We start from the raw sequence: 14,429 nt of genomic DNA on the forward strand, positions 1-14,429 counted from the left end.
AACAGCCATGTATTCTGCTTTTGCGTGTTGATCAGCCGCAGGTCCCGCGTGTCCTGATCCGCCGATCCCGCATCCGCCGTAGCAAAGAACAGCCGGTTCCAGCCGCTGAAATCGGTGCGGATGATCTCGGTCGAGGTGACGCGCACGATGTCGTGCTGCGGCAAGGTGTAATGGAAAAAAGCGCCGATGACGACGAACACCAGCACCCGAAAGATGATCTTGATCCGCTGCATCGCTGCCCCTACGTCGCGTTGATGGTATAGATGATCGTCCCGACCACCACGGCAGGCACGACATAGACAAGACCGATCAGCTTGGGCCTGAGCGAGCTGTCATAGTCTTTCAGGCCAGCCGCCACAAAGGCATCACGCGCCGCCTTGTCACCCTCTGGATGATCGACGTCAAAGTCCTTCTCCAGACGTTCTTTGGTCACCGACCGTGCATAAAGCGAGATTGACCAGTAGATCACGGTGAGACCGACAAATCCGACGGCCACCAGTTTGATAAAGGCCATGTGTCCCTCCTGTGGTGTCTCCGCTTCATTTGGGCCTGATGGCCCCGAAAATCAACGCACAAGCGCCGTGACCTACCAAGTTTCATGCTTCCACTTGCGCGGCAGCCCCGCCAGGGACAGGATCATTACCGGCGCCCAGATCAGGGCCGAGGCAAGGCCCAGACTGCCAAAATGAAAGATCAGCGCCCCCGTCCCGGCGTCGCCAAGCCGGTCAAGCGGTGCCCCCTGCCAGAGGTAAAGCAGATAGAAAAAGCCCGACGCCAGCACGAAGGTCAGAACCGTAGACACAGCCCCGTTGATCATCAGGGGCATGACACCTTCAGGCAGCAGACGCGCCAGCAGCTGCGGGACGACAAAACCGACAAGGCCCAAAAGCAGCGCAGGCAGGATCAGCCCTTCTGACAGAAGGTCACCCATGGTGCGGGCTTACGCCTCATCCTCGAGGTCAAACACCGGCGGACGGTCGTTCGCGATCGCCTCTTCGCCCAGCAGTTCCTCGGGATCGATGATCTTGGGCGGCAGTTCGATACCGCGGCCGAAATACTCGGGGTCAATGCGCTGCGATTCTTCTTCCGAGCGGATCAGCACCGTCATGGGCGCGTCGATCTGATCGTAAAGATGGATGATGTCCTGATTGAACAGGCGGATACAGCCGGCCGAGCCAGAGTTGCCGATGGATTCAAGATCATTGGTGCCATGGATCCGATAGCGCGTGTCACGCCCGTTCCGGAACAGATACAGCGCCCGCGCGCCCAAGGGGCTGCGCAAACCGCCGGGTAAACCTGCGGCGAAGGGCCCGTAGACCTCGGGTTCGGTGCGCAGCATGTTCGCCGTCGGCGTCCAGCTTGGCCATTTGCGCTTGAATTGCAGGCGCGCCCGGCCGCGGATCGAACGACCGGCCCGACCGACCCCCACGGGATAGCGCGTCGCGGTGCCATCCTCTTTGACGTGGTAGAGAAACTTTGCGTAAGGATCGACATCCAGCGAATTCGGCGGCGCCTCACCCTGATAGATCCCGCTCATCCGGCGGTTCACGCCTTGGGTGTATTCGGCGGGAATTGCCGGCAGGATGTAACCTGCATCCTCGATCGGCCCATAGCCTTCGATGAAGTCCACGCGCGCCTGTGTGACAGGGATCTCGTCTTCCACATCAAGCTGCGGCGCGCAGGCCGCAGCGCCCCCCATCAGGGCCATGGCCGTAAAGCTTCGTCTGGTCAGATATTGCACCGTCATCTCCGCGCCCTGCATGATACCGGTGGGGTCTACAACGATTTCTCGGGAGTCTTCCAGTTCCAAGGCCAAGATTCACACAAAACCGTGACGCATCCGCCGCAAGGCAGCGAAACTCAGCCGAGTTTTGCCCCAAGTTGCAACCCTTTGAGTATCTCCGCGGCTTCCATCGGCTTTTTTCCGGCACGTTGCGCCCATGTGATCTCGACCGCCCCGTCGCCGCAAGCGATGGTGAAGCCTTGCAGAACCTCGCCGGGCGCGCCTGATCCTGCGACGACACGCGCGCCCAGCAGTTTGACGCGCTCGCCCTGCACCTCGCACCATGCCCCGGGGAAAGGCGAAAGCCCGCGGATCAGTCGGCTGACCTCAACGGCGGGTCTGGCCCAATCCACCCGTGCCTCGGCCTTGTCGATCTTGGCGGCATAGGTGACACCCGCCTCCGGCTGCCTGTGCGGTGCCAGTTCGTCAAGCCGCGCCAAGGCCGCGACGATCAATCGCGCGCCCATGGCCGACAGGCGGTCATGCAAAGCACCGGTGGTTTCTTCCGCACCGATCGGTGTCGCCTCGCGCAGAAGAACCGGTCCGGTATCCAGCCCCGCCTCCATCTGCATGATGCAGACACCGGTTTCACCGTCACCGGCCATGATGGCGCGATGGATCGGCGCCGCCCCGCGCCATCGCGGCAAAAGCGAGGCATGGATATTCAGACACCCAAGCCTTGGCGCATCCAGAATGGCTTGCGGCAAAAGCAGACCATAGGCCACGACCACCGCGATATCGGCCTTCAGCGAGGCGAAATCGGCCTGCGCCTCTGTTGATTTCAGGCTAACCGGATGCCGCACCTCGAGCCCCAGCTCTTCGGCCCGCGCCTGCACCGGCGAGGGACGCTCTTTCTTGCCCCGTCCCGCCGGACGCGGCGGCTGACAGTAAACGGCGGCGATCTGGTGGCCGGCCTCCACCAGCGCCTCCAGCACAGGGACCGAAAACGCCGGGGTTCCCATGAAGACGATGCGCATCTCCTGCCCTCTTCTTTCTCCCAAGGAAACTCCCGCCGGAGGCATCCCAGCCCTCAACCGGCGGACCGTTTCAGTTTCTGCCCCTTCTTGATCAGCATATCCCGCTTCACAGGGCCGAGCCGGTCAAAGAACATCCGACCGTTCAGATGGTCGATCTGGTGCTGCACGGATGTCGCCCAAAGCCCCACGAAGTCCTGCCGGTCCCATTGTCCCTTGTCATTCAGAAACCGCACCGTCACCGCGCGGGGCCGCTTCACCTTGGCCCAGACCCCCGGCAGATTGGGCGAGCCTTCCTCGTGCTCGCGCAGCTCGATGCTGGCGTGCAGGACCGAGGGATTGGCCATCCGGATCGCCTGCCCGCGCGTGGTCGAGGCATCGACAACCGCCAGCGCCATATCGATCCCAAGCTGCGGCGCCGCCAGCCCGACACCAGGCATGGTGTCCATGGCGACGATCATCTCGTCCCAGACCCTGCGCACCGCGTCGGTGATCTCGGGCACCGGCGACGCCACACGGCGCAGGGCCGGATGCGGCCACATGACATATGGCCGGACGACCATCGCGTCAGGCCCGCGCCAGCTCGCGCTTCAGCTTCTGCATCTTGCGCGTGATCATCTGACGCCGCAGCGGCTTGAGGTGATCGATGAAAAGCCGGCCGTTCAGATGGTCGATCTCGTGCTGGACACATGTCGCCCAAAGCGCGTCGAACCGTTCACGCTGGATCTTTCCATCAAGACCCGTCCAAGTGACTTCGACCTCTGCGGGACGCGCAACCTCGGCATAATGCTCGGGGATCGACAGACAGCCTTCCTCGTAGACATTCAGCGCCTCGGATTCCCATGTGATCTCGGGGTTGATCAGCACCATGGGCCGCGGGCTCGCGTTTTCGTCCTTGATGCAATCCATCACCAGCATGCGCTCGGTCACGCCGATCTGCGGTGCGGCCAGCCCGATGCCCGGGGCGTCATACATCGTCTCGAGCATGTCATCGGCCAGACGGCGCACCTCGTCCGTCACCGCGGCAATCGGTGTCGCGACCTTCTTGAGGCGCGGATCGGGGTGAAGAAGAATGTTTCGCAAAGTCATGCGCACCATTTAGAGCCTCAGGCAATCCGCCGCAAGCGATGCGCATTATCGGCTTGAAGTGCACCGCGCATCACCGCAGTCTTTGCATCGCATTCAGGAGACCCAGATGAACTTCAACGCCCCTATCGACCGCCGCAACACCAACTCCAGCAAATGGGACAGGATGGAGACGCTCTACGGCGTCGCACCCGACGATGGCCTCGCGATGTGGACGGCGGATTCCGATTATCCGACGGCGCCTTGTGTCCGCGATGCCTTGCAAGGGGCCGTCGATCTGGGGGTGTTCGGCTATGGGTGGGCAGACGCCGCCTATCTGAACGCGATCCAGTGGTGGATGAAGACCCGCCACGGCTGGGACATCGACACCGACTGGATCCTTTCGACCCAAGGGCTTGGCCATGCCATCGCAACCTCGCTGGACGTCTGGACAAGCAAGGGCGATGCGGTCGCGATCTTCACACCGGTCTACCACGAATTCGCCAACAAGATCCGCAAGGCGGGGCGCGTGGTCACCGAATGCCCGATGGTTCTGGATGGCGCGCGTTACGTTCTGGACTTCGCGGATGCAAAGACCCGCCTGACGGGCAAGGAAACGATGCTGATCTGGTGCTCGCCCCAGAACCCCTCTGGCCGCGTCTGGACGGCGGACGAACTGCGCGCAGTGGCGGCTTTCGCGAAAGAAAACGGGATGCTGCTGATCAGCGACGAAATCCACCACGATCTGGTTTACGCGGGCGAAACCTTCGTGCCGATGCATCTGGCCGCGCCCGAGACCGCCAACAACACCGTCTACATCACCGCCGCCTCGAAGACCTTCAACATCGCAGGGCTGCGGACCGGCAACATGATCATCCCCGACGATGGCTTGCGCGCCCGGATGCGCGGCCGCCTGAACGAGATGGACTACCAGCCCAACACGATGGGCATCAAGATGATCACGGCGGCCTATTCGCCCGAAGGCGCGGTCTGGGCCGACGCGCAGATGGATCACCTGACCGAAATCCGCAACCTGCTGCATGCGGGTCTGGGCCAGATCCCCGGCGTCCGCTGCATGCCGTTGCAAGCGACCTATCTTGCATGGGCCGACTTCACTGGCACCGGCATGTCACCCGATGAAATCACGCGGCGCTTTCGTGTCGACGCCCGTATCGCGGCCTCTGACGGGCCCACATTCGGGACAGGTGGCGCAGGTTTCATGCGGATCAATTTCGCCACACAGCGGCACATCGTCGAAGAGGCGGTCCGCCGTCTGCAAGCCGCCTTTGCCGATTTGCAATAAGGCGATCTAGCGCGAGATCAGTCCGGCGGGGACGAATTCGGGCCGCTCATAGTCCGCAGCGGGGCCGCTTGCCACGGGTGTGGACCACTTGAACTCGAAGATGCGTTCGTCATCTTCTTCGATCGAAGAAACCACCAGACACTGATAAAGATGCCTCGGGCCGTCATAGATATCGACGTGCCCGCGCAGCTTTTCCGAGCCTTCCAGATCAAGGGCGAACCCGCCGTCCCAGAAGCGCCGGATCCGATAGGTCGCATCGCCGTCATGGACCGAAAGACGGTCTTTGCGTTTCAGCGCGGCCTTGCGGGCCTGTTCCAATCCTTCACGCACCGCTTCGGGCAAGAATGCATACATCGGGCTTCCCTCTCGCTTGTGAGCCAGAGAATGATCCCAAGTCTGTAAATTTCAAATGAATTTTTCCGCCGCAGTGCGGAAATCCCTTGCAAATCAGGCCTTCGCGCGGGGCCTCAGCACATGTGGCTTGGCAGCATCATAAAGCGCCGAGTCCGGAAAGCCGTGCGAATCAGACAAGGCGGGGCCGACAAGGATCAGCGCGGTGCGGGTGATTTTCGCCGCGCGGACCTTTTCGCGCACATCCGTCAGAGTTCCGCGGATGATCATCTGGTCGGGCCAACCGACGCGGTAGATCACCGCCACAGGGCAATCCTCGCCATAGTAAGGGACAAGTTGCCGCTCGATCTCGCGCAGGGCGCGGATGCCCAGATGGATCGCAAGGGTGGCCCCCGTGCGCGCGAAATTCTCCAGCGTCTCACCCGCAGGCATCGAGGTCGACTTCATCGACATGCGGGTCAGGATGATCGACTGCGCGACCTCGGGGATGGTCAGTTCTGTGCCCAGCGCCGCCGCCGCCGCCGCATAGGCGGGCACGCCGGGGATGATCTGATAGGCGATGCCATCGGCCTTCAAACGCCTGATCTGTTCGGCGATCGCGCCATAAAGCGACGGGTCACCCGAATGCACCCGCGCAACATCCTGCCCCTTCGCATGGGCCTTGACGATTTCCGCATGGGTTTCGTCCAGCGTCATCGGGGCCGTGTCCATGACCAGCGCATCGTCAGGCGCACAGCCTACGACGGCTTCTGGTACCAGCGAACCCGCATAAAGGCAGACCGGACAGGTGCCGATGATCCGCGCAGCCTTGAGCGTCAGCAACTCGGGGTCTCCCGGTCCGGCACCAATAAAGTAGACGGTCATCGCGTTACCTTCATCTTCTTTCTCCCGTGAAACTCCCGCCGGAGGCATCCGCCCTATCCGGCCAGATCACCGTCGATCTTTCGCGCATAACCGCGCGGCGTATACATGCGCGGCCCCTCGCCGAAATGCGCCAGCCGCGAGTTGGACGACCCCACCAGCACCACCGTCAGCATATCCACCTCGTCCGCCTGCAGATCGGCCAGACGGCGATAGCGGAGATGTTCCTCGGGCCGTCCCAGCGAACTGGCCAGCATGACAGGCGTGTCGGCCGGACGGTGTTGCAACAGGATATCCCGCGCCTCGGCCAGCAGGGTCCGGCGGCGCATGGAGACGGGGTTGTAGAAGGCGACGACGAAATCACCCTGCGCCGCCGCGTGCAGGCGTTTGATGATATCCTCACGCGGGGTCAGCAGGTCCGACAGCGAGATCGCGCAGAAATCATGGCCCAAGGGTGCCCCCGCCCGTGCTGCCGCCCCTTGCAACGCGCTGACACCCGGCGAGCAGATCACCTCGACCCGCCGCGCGGCATCCGAAACGCCCATCTGGTCAGGCCCACGGTCCAGAAGCTCGAACACCAGCGCACCCATGGCATAAATGCCCGCATCACCCGAACAGACCAAGGCCACGTTCTTGCCCTTGCCCGCCTGTTCCAGCGCATAGCGGCAACGGTCTTCCTCGCCACCCAAGGGGAAGTCGGACCTTTCCTTGCCGATGGCCAATGGCCCCAGCAGATCGATATAGAGACCATAGCCCACCAATTCCTCGGCCTCTGCGACCAGACGCGAGACCTCGGGCGTGCGCCAGGCCGCCTGACCCGGGCCGATACCGACAACGGAGAGGCGACCACGGGCGCGGCCTTTCAGCTCGGTCAAGGGCGCGGGCACGCGGGCCAGTGCGCAGGTGGCGTTCTTGGTCTTCTGTTTGGCGACCAAAAGGTCCGCCTCCGGCCCGCCCTGCGCAAGCGCTGCCGCTTCCGACACGCCATGTGTGCCGACCTCTGCAAAGACGACATCGGACGGATTGGCAAGGCGCGGGGTCTCAGCCTCCAGCTCTTGCGCATCGAAGAGCCGCAAGGGCACACCAAGCTTGTCCGAAAGCGCGATGATCGCAGGTTCGTCGGCCTTCAGCGTGATCGTATTGACCGAATGGATCGCCTGCGGCGCAAGGCCCGCCTCATCCAGCGCCGATTGCACCAGCGCATCAAGTTCTGCCGGATCGCAGTCGCGGGCGCAGCCGACGCCCAGCGTGATTTGCTGCGGCGCGAAGTGCAGATGGTCCTCGCCCAGATCGCTTTGCCGCGCCGTCGTGGCAGAGATGCGCAGCGCCTTGCCCGCCGGAAGGTCGGCCAACCACGGGGCATCGCCTGTGACCGTCGCGCCGCCACCAGCCAGCAGGGCCGCCATCGCGCCCTTGGCGTCATCGCGGTTGACCAGCCGCCAGCCTGCGGGCGGTGCGTCCAATGCGATCCCCAGTGCCACATCGCCTGCCGTCGTGACCGCCGCAACGGCGCCCAGCACCCCTGACACCTCTGCCGCCAGCTTGTTCGCCCCGCGATGCCCGCCCAAAAGCGGCACAACCACCGATCCGTCATCCGCGACCGACACCACCGGCGGCTCGCTGCGCTTGTCCGCCAGCAAGGGCGCCACCCCACGGATCAGAATGCCCGAGGCGCAGACCCCAATGATCGGCACGCCAGCAGCAAAGAGATCACGCGCATGATCCAGCGCATTGGCAAACCATGCGTCGGCCCGATCCACGCGACCCTCACGGCCATGCACGGCAAGGCCCAAGGCGGTGGCGATACGGTGCGCGACAGGCTCGCCCGACCGCGACAGGGCCAGCACGACAGGTTTCATAGCCAAGGATCGGCCCCTTTCGTCAACAGGATCATTGAAAAGTAGGGGGCCTTCTCTGGAGCATCGGCCAGCGGCAGGACCACCTCTTGCGGCAAGGTCGCGCGTTCGACATAAACGGCGGCCTCCGTCAGGCCGAGGTCCTCGATGATGGCGCGGATCTTGGCCAGGTGCCGCCCGACCTTCATGATGACGACGCTTTCCGCGCCGGAAATCCTGCTGCGCAATTCGTCTTCGGGCAGCGGCCCGGGCAGGACCGTCAGACGCTCGTTGCGCGCCGCAAGCGGCATGCCGGCACTGGCCGCGCAGGCCGTGACGGATGTGACGCCGGGCACGACCTCGACGCGGTAGGTCTCGGAAAGCCGTGCGAAGAGATACATGAACGAACCGTAGAAGAACGGATCCCCCTCACAGAGGCAGACCACATCCTCCCCCGCATCCAAAGCCACGGCGATTTCGGCGGCGCCCCTGTCATAGGCATCCTGCGCAGGCTGGCGCGCGACGGTCATGGGCGTGTCCATGACGATTTCCCGTGTGCTCGGCCTGATCAGGTCCGCCGCGATGGACCGCGCGAAACTGTCAGCGCCCGCAAGTGTCGGATAGGCGATCACCTGCGCGCCTTCGATCAACCTTGCGGCCCGCAGCGTGATCAGGTCGGGCGCACCCGGACCAAGGCCGACACCGTAAAGAACCCCGCTCATCGCTTCACAAGGCTCCATTGTGTGACGGGCATCAGGGGCCGCCAGCCGGTCAGCCGTCCGACAGGTTCGGCGCGGTGGACCGAGAGTTTCACCAGATCGCCACCAAAGTCCTTGTGCAGCGCGATCAGTTCCGCCTCGCTTTCCAGCGTCACCGCATTGGCGACCAGCCGCCCCAGCGGGCGCAGGGCCTGCCATGCGGCGGCGAAGGTCTCGCGGCTGAGACCGCCGCCGATGAAAATCGCGTCGGGCGGGGCAAGGCCGTCCAGCGCCTCGGGCACCGTGCCGTCGATCAGTTCCAGCTTTGGCACACCCAGCGCCAGCGCATTGGCCGCCGCCATGGCCCGCCTGTCGGCACGCGGTTCGATCCCGATGGCACGGGCATAGCGGGCGGCGCGCATCCATTCGATCGCGACGGACCCGCAGCCCGTGCCGATATCCCACAAGAGCGCCCCGCGCATCGGCATCAGCTTGGCGACCGTCGCGGCGCGGACCTCTTGCTTGGTCATGGTGCCGTCGGATTGGAACAGGTCATCCGCCAACCCGGGCACGCGCGGCAAAAGGGCGGCGTCGGGTGCGGCGATACATTCCACGGCAAGCGTGTTGAAGGCGGGCACCGTGTGGTCCCAGCTTTCGGCCAGACCATCGAACCTTGCTTCATCCTTGCCGCCCATCGCGGCGAGGACCGTCATAGGGGATTTGCCGAAACCACGTTCGGTCAGGAATTTCGCGATCTGCGACGGGGTCTCTGCCCCTGTCGTCAGGACCAGCAATCGCGCGTCGGGCTGGATGAAGGCGATCATCTGCTCGACCGGGCGGCCATGCACGGTCAGCGTTTCGACATCCGCCAAGGACCAACCCATGCGGGCGCTGGCCAGTTGGAAGGCCGAAAGCTGCGGATGATAGACGATCTGGCGCGGGTCAATCGCCCGCCCGATGCGCGCACCGATGGAGAACCAGAGCGGATCGCCTGTCGCCAGAATGACGACACGGCGGCCTTTCAATCCTTCGATCGTCTCGATCAGCGCATCGAAAGGATGCGGCCAGGCAACGCGCTGAGCGGTGACGGTCTGGGTCAGCGAATGGTGTCGGTCGCCGCCGATGATGACCTCGGCCGCCTCGACGACCGCGCGGGTTGCGGGCACCAGCCCGTCCATTCCGTCTTCGCCGATCCCGACGATATGCAGCCAGGGGTCAGACATCTTCGGGCAATCCTGCGGCAAGGGCATTGACAGCGGCCGAGGCCATGGCCGACCCGCCCCGCCGTCCGCGCAAGGCGATGTAGTCACAGCCGCGCGCATCGCGGGCGAGTTCCGCCTTGCTTTCGGCGGCACCGACGAAACCGACCGGAAAGCCCAGGATGATCGCGGGTTTGGGCCAGCCCTCGTCGAGCAATTCCAGCAGGTGAAAGAGTGCCGTCGGCGCATTCCCGATGGCGACGACCGCACCGGCCAGATGATCTTTCCACAGCTCCACGGCAGCGGCAGAGCGGGTGTTGCCGATGTCTTTCGCCCGCGCCGGCACGGATGGGTCGTTGAGCGTGACAATGACCTGATTGTCGCACGGCAGATAGCGGCGGATGATCCCCGCCCCCACCATCTCGCAGTCACAAATGACGGGCGCGCCTGCCCTTAGCGCGGCATGCCCGATCTCTGCCGCGCGGGCGGAAAAGGACAACCGGTCCGCGATCTCGACCATGCCGCAGGCGTGGATCAGCCGCGTCATCACCGGCTGCATGGCCGCAGGAAACCGTTCCAGACGCGCCTCGGCCCGCACGGTCGCAAAGCTGGCCGCGTAGATGGCGGATGGGTCTTTCTCGTAGGGGCGCAAGATCGGACTTTCGGATCGGGGGGCGACCGCCGGAGCCTCCGGCGGGAGTATTTCGAGCAAAGCGAGGGTCAGGTGGATTTCACCTTGCGTGCGCTTTCCGGCCCATGCGGATGCTTTGCATGGGGGTAGGGCGCGTGGTGGTGATGGTGGTGATCGTGGTCGTGATCATCATGGTGGTGATGGTGATGGTGGTCATGATCCATCGCCACCAGACGGCACATGCCGGTGCAGAATGTGTCGCAATGGACGCAATCGGCCACGTTCGACCCCGGCGCATTTGCCCCTTGTCCTTCGACATGGTGGTGGTGGCTTTCCTGAACTGCGCCCACCTCGGCCTCGAAGCCCAGCACCTGAACACGGTATTTGCAAAGCACGCAGGTCGGCGGCGGCACCGCACCAAAGGCGGGGTGCTTGCGGTCCTCGGGCTTGATGTGATGGTGGCGGCTGTCTTCGAGCGCCAGCACCTGTTCGCGGTAGGCGCAGATGCCACAGTTCGGCGGCGGCGTGTCGCTGTCTTGCTCCATGATCCGCTCGGCGAAGGTTTGCAGCACCTTGGGGTGATCGCCAAGATAACCCGCCTTGACGAACTGGATATGGGGGTGTTCAGCGGCCACCTGATCGGTGAAGCCGTAGATGCGGTCGATCAGGATGCCCGAAAAGAGGAAATAAGGGAAAACGATCACGCGCTTGTATGGCAGGCGCGCGACATGTTGCAGGCAGGGTTCGACCAGCGGGAAGGTCACGCCGGAATAGCCTGTCTCGCACCAGCCAAAGCCCATGCCCTCTTGCAGCATCCGCGCGATTTTCGCGACATTGCCGTTGGCGTCGGGGTCCGAGGCGCCTCGGCCGATCACAACAAGGCAGGTTTCGGTCAGAGGCAGCGCGCCATGCCGCATGTTGGCCTTGTCCACGGCTTCCTGAATGCGGGCGGCGGCGGCGGCGATCATCTTGGGGTCGACGCCCAATTCGCGGCCATAGCTGACCTTGATGCCATGCTTGGCGGCATAGGTGTTCAGCACCGTTGGAATATCGTTCTTGGCATGCATCGCCGCAAAGAGCATTCCCGGCACCGCCAGAATACGCTCGCACCCCGCCGCGCGCAGATGATCGAGACCGTCGCGGATCACAGGATTGGCGAATTCCAGATAGCCGTAGTCGGTGATCCAGTCGGGGGGGAGATAGTCGGGGAGCTTTTCGGCAAGGGTTGCGAACTCGTCAACCGCCGACTGGCTGCGCGAGCCGTGGCCGCAGATCATCACGCCGGTTTTCATGCCGCTTCCTCTTCCAGCTCTTCCTCGGCGGCAGCGCTGTCGTCATCCGCCTTCTTCTTGCCCTTCAGCGCACCCCAGATCGCCGCAAGACCCGCCAAGCCGATCGCAGCGCCGGCTACCCAATGGTCATGGCCGATCAATTCACCCCAATGCCCGGGATGGGCGGCAGCAGTCGTGCCGAAAAAGATCAAGGCGAGTGTCAGCAATCCGCGCATCGGGCATCCTTTCGTGTCACGCGACAGCCAGAGATCCGCCTGATGCGGTGCTTGACGATGCAGCCCCTGGTCCCCGTCAAGGGTCGACCCGTCGCCACCAACCTCTCTGACCCTCGCGGGCTTCGTCGGGTCGGGTATACTGGCGCGGTGTCGTCAGGGCAAACGCTTAAGCGACGCAACACTGGCGCGGGGCGGCACGGGCAAAGGCAAACTTGTGCATCTGCGCACCGTCGTTTGGTCATTGCTGCAGTTTGTTCGTTCCTGTTTCACCACTACGTAAAGGGCAAGCAAAGAGGAGCACAAAACATGGGACAATTGGTCGACGGTGTCTGGCACGACGTCTGGTATGATACGAAATCCACCGGCGGCGCCTTCGTGCGCAAGGATGCCAGCTTTCGCAATTGGATCACCGCAGACGGATCACCGGGACCTTCCGGCGAGGGGGGCTTCAAGGCCGAATCCGGTCGGTATCACCTTTATGTCTCCTATGCCTGCCCCTGGGCGCACCGGACGCTGATCTTTCGGGAACTGAAAGGTTTGACGGACCATATCGACGTCTCTGCCGTGCATCCCGACATGCTGTCGGACGGGTGGACCTTCGAGACGGACGATCACGGCGCGACAGGAGACAAGCTGTTCGGTTCCGCTTTCGCCCGCGACATCTACACCCGCGCGGTTCCGGATGTCAGCGGCCGCGTCACGGTTCCGATCCTGTGGGACAAGCAGACGGACACGATCGTCTCGAACGAATCGTCGGAAATCATCCGCATGTTCAACAGCGCCTTCGACGCGATCACCGGCAATACCGACGATTACTGGCCCGCCGACCTGCGCGAGGCCATCGCACCCGTCAATGACCGCATCTATGACACCTTGAACAACGGCGTCTACAAATCCGGCTTTGCCACAACCCAAGAGGCCTACGACAAGGCCGTCTATCCGCTGTTCGAAACACTCGACTGGCTGGAGGCACGGCTGTCGGACAACCGCTATCTGATGGGTGACCGCCTGACCGAGGCCGACTGGCGGCTCTTCACCACGTTGGTGCGGTTCGATCCGGTTTACCATCTGCATTTCAAGTGCAATCGCAAGCGGATCGCCGACTACCCGAACCTGTCAGGCTATCTGCGCGAGCTTTACCAGATGCCGGGGATCGCCGACACGGTGAACATGCACCATATCGTGCGGCACTATCACTACAGTCATGAAACGATCAATCCGCACCGGATCATCCCGATCAATCCGGTGTTTGATCTCGATGCCCCGCACGGGCGTGGGACCGACCGCCGTAGTGCATGACGATTGCCGCCAGATCGTCTGGCGGCGTCGCCGACATCAGGAAGGCGCGGGCATTGGGGGAATGCTGAAAGATGGACCCGTCCGAAAAGAACGTGGTGTCGGTGACAAAGACGACATTGGCCTGCGGTTGGCGGTAGTGTGCAAGATCGGCGACCGCCAGCGCGCTTCCTTCCGAGAGCACCAGATCAAGCACGATCACATCGAACGGGAGCGCCTGTATCAGGTTCAGCGCCCGCTCGCCCGTGGTCGCAACCCGGACGCGGGCACCGATCCTTTCAAGATGGCGCTGCCAAAGCGATCCCAAGGTCGCGTTGCTTTCAACGATCAGACAATTCATCACAAACTCTTCACTCCTTCGATTACAAATCAGAAGGCATTCTTAAATCTTCCTGAACCTCAATTCCGCCCAAATTCTTAACGAAAGGTTAACGCCGGCAGGGCGAGTGACCAAAAGGCAGTTCCCTTAACGTAAGCTTGAAAAACCGGCGAGAATCCGCTTGAAGGACGGGACAAAAAATAGGCAAGCGCAATGACCACCTGGATCACGATCTGCGATACCTGCAAGCGCGAAGGCTGGGAATCCGGCGATATGGCGCAAACCGACGGCGAGGCGTTTGCCGCCCTGATCGAGGCTGCGGCAGACGATCTTGACGCAGTGCGCACGCGCAGGGTCTCTTGCCTGATGGGCTGCAAACATGGCTGCAATGTGGCGATCCAGGGGGCTGGCAAGTTGAACTATACGCTGGGCAACTTTACGCCCGATCCGGATGCGGCCCAAGGCGTTGTTGCCTATGCGCGCATGCACGCTGCCTCGGAGACGGGACAGGTCCCCTTTCGGGAATGGCCCGTGGCGATCAAGGGCCATTTCGTGACACGCCATCCGCCGCTGCCTGTGGACGAATGACGCCCAAGCGCGATCACGG

19 protein-coding genes are annotated in these 14,429 nt (G+C 63.1%); 3 read left to right on the forward strand and 16 right to left on the reverse strand.

Annotated elements, in window-relative coordinates:
* The 7 genes from V7N12_RS03180 to def (V7N12_RS03210) all read right to left on the reverse strand — a co-directional run.
* The coding region (locus V7N12_RS03180) for a DUF1523 family protein (RefSeq protein ID WP_333712648.1) at positions 1-233 on the reverse strand (233 nt) is incomplete at its 3' end.
* Between the two features lie 8 nt (positions 234-241).
* Complete coding sequence (locus tag V7N12_RS03185) at positions 242-514, reverse strand: hypothetical protein (RefSeq protein WP_333712649.1); 273 nt, start codon at positions 512-514, stop codon at positions 242-244.
* 72 nt (positions 515-586) lie between these two features.
* The gene (locus V7N12_RS03190; RefSeq protein ID WP_333712650.1) at positions 587-931 is read right to left on the reverse strand and encodes a hypothetical protein; all 345 of its coding nucleotides are present in this window, start codon (positions 929-931) and stop codon (positions 587-589) included.
* Between the two features lie 9 nt (positions 932-940).
* Positions 941-1,747: a L,D-transpeptidase gene (locus V7N12_RS03195; RefSeq protein ID WP_333712651.1), complete on the reverse strand. Its 807-nt coding sequence runs from the start codon at positions 1,745-1,747 to the stop codon at positions 941-943.
* A gap of 113 nt (positions 1,748-1,860) precedes the next feature.
* Positions 1,861-2,760, reverse strand: coding sequence for a methionyl-tRNA formyltransferase (fmt, locus tag V7N12_RS03200; protein WP_333712652.1), 900 nt, complete (start codon positions 2,758-2,760; stop codon positions 1,861-1,863).
* A gap of 53 nt (positions 2,761-2,813) precedes the next feature.
* Positions 2,814-3,320 (reverse strand): peptide deformylase, encoded by a 507-nt coding sequence (gene def / locus V7N12_RS03205; protein WP_333712654.1) that lies wholly within the window; start codon positions 3,318-3,320, stop codon positions 2,814-2,816.
* A 4-nt stretch (positions 3,321-3,324) separates the two neighbouring features.
* Positions 3,325-3,846 (reverse strand): peptide deformylase, encoded by a 522-nt coding sequence (def, locus tag V7N12_RS03210; RefSeq protein WP_333712656.1) that lies wholly within the window; start codon positions 3,844-3,846, stop codon positions 3,325-3,327.
* Between the two features lie 106 nt (positions 3,847-3,952).
* On the opposite strand from def (V7N12_RS03210), the gene V7N12_RS03215 reads away from it, so the two are divergent.
* Positions 3,953-5,125 (forward strand): MalY/PatB family protein, encoded by a 1,173-nt coding sequence (locus V7N12_RS03215; RefSeq protein WP_333712657.1) that lies wholly within the window; start codon positions 3,953-3,955, stop codon positions 5,123-5,125.
* 6 nt (positions 5,126-5,131) lie between these two features.
* On the opposite strand, the gene V7N12_RS03220 is transcribed toward V7N12_RS03215, so the two are convergent.
* The 8 genes from V7N12_RS03220 to V7N12_RS03255 form a co-directional block, all read right to left on the reverse strand.
* On the reverse strand, positions 5,132-5,479 hold the full coding sequence (locus V7N12_RS03220) for a hypothetical protein (RefSeq protein WP_333712659.1): 348 nt from the start codon (positions 5,477-5,479) through the stop codon (positions 5,132-5,134).
* A gap of 93 nt (positions 5,480-5,572) precedes the next feature.
* Positions 5,573-6,340 (reverse strand): precorrin-4 C(11)-methyltransferase, encoded by a 768-nt coding sequence (gene cobM / locus V7N12_RS03225; protein WP_333712660.1) that lies wholly within the window; start codon positions 6,338-6,340, stop codon positions 5,573-5,575.
* 53 nt (positions 6,341-6,393) lie between these two features.
* Positions 6,394-8,202, reverse strand: coding sequence for a precorrin-3B C(17)-methyltransferase (cobJ, locus tag V7N12_RS03230; protein ID WP_333712661.1), 1,809 nt, complete (start codon positions 8,200-8,202; stop codon positions 6,394-6,396).
* Positions 8,193-8,894, reverse strand: a complete 702-nt coding sequence (cobI, locus tag V7N12_RS03235; RefSeq protein ID WP_333712662.1) for a precorrin-2 C(20)-methyltransferase — start codon at positions 8,892-8,894, stop codon at positions 8,193-8,195. Before cobI ends, cobJ begins: the two co-directional genes overlap by 10 nt.
* Positions 8,891-10,093 carry a precorrin-6y C5,15-methyltransferase (decarboxylating) subunit CbiE gene (gene cbiE, locus V7N12_RS03240; RefSeq protein ID WP_333712663.1) on the reverse strand — a complete coding sequence of 401 codons (1,203 nt, stop codon included), beginning with the start codon at positions 10,091-10,093 and terminating at the stop codon, positions 8,891-8,893. Before cbiE ends, cobI begins: the two co-directional genes overlap by 4 nt.
* Entirely contained in the window at positions 10,086-10,721 is a 636-nt protein-coding gene (locus tag V7N12_RS03245) for a precorrin-8X methylmutase (protein WP_333712664.1), read from the reverse strand. Before V7N12_RS03245 ends, cbiE begins: the two co-directional genes overlap by 8 nt.
* 68 nt (positions 10,722-10,789) lie before the next feature.
* On the reverse strand, positions 10,790-11,992 hold the full coding sequence (locus tag V7N12_RS03250; protein ID WP_333712665.1) for a sirohydrochlorin chelatase: 1,203 nt from the start codon (positions 11,990-11,992) through the stop codon (positions 10,790-10,792).
* Positions 11,989-12,207: a DUF6732 family protein gene (locus V7N12_RS03255; protein ID WP_333712666.1), complete on the reverse strand. Its 219-nt coding sequence runs from the start codon at positions 12,205-12,207 to the stop codon at positions 11,989-11,991. Before V7N12_RS03255 ends, V7N12_RS03250 begins: the two co-directional genes overlap by 4 nt.
* 306 nt (positions 12,208-12,513) lie before the next feature.
* On the opposite strand from V7N12_RS03255, the gene V7N12_RS03260 reads away from it, so the two are divergent.
* A complete protein-coding gene (locus tag V7N12_RS03260) occupies positions 12,514-13,506 on the forward strand; it encodes a glutathione S-transferase family protein (protein WP_333712667.1) in 993 nt (330 codons plus the stop codon).
* Here the strand turns inward: V7N12_RS03260 and V7N12_RS03265 are convergent.
* Positions 13,445-13,843 (reverse strand): response regulator transcription factor, encoded by a 399-nt coding sequence (locus tag V7N12_RS03265; protein ID WP_333712668.1) that lies wholly within the window; start codon positions 13,841-13,843, stop codon positions 13,445-13,447. The genes V7N12_RS03260 and V7N12_RS03265 overlap by 62 nt on opposite strands.
* A gap of 192 nt (positions 13,844-14,035) precedes the next feature.
* Between V7N12_RS03265 and V7N12_RS03270 the strand changes: the two genes are divergently transcribed.
* Entirely contained in the window at positions 14,036-14,410 is a 375-nt protein-coding gene (locus V7N12_RS03270) for a DUF1636 domain-containing protein (protein ID WP_333712669.1), read from the forward strand.
* Positions 14,411-14,429 lie beyond the last annotated feature (19 nt).

It is taken from the genome of Yoonia sp. (assembly GCF_036770585.1).
GTDB lineage: Bacteria > Pseudomonadota > Alphaproteobacteria > Rhodobacterales > Rhodobacteraceae > Yoonia.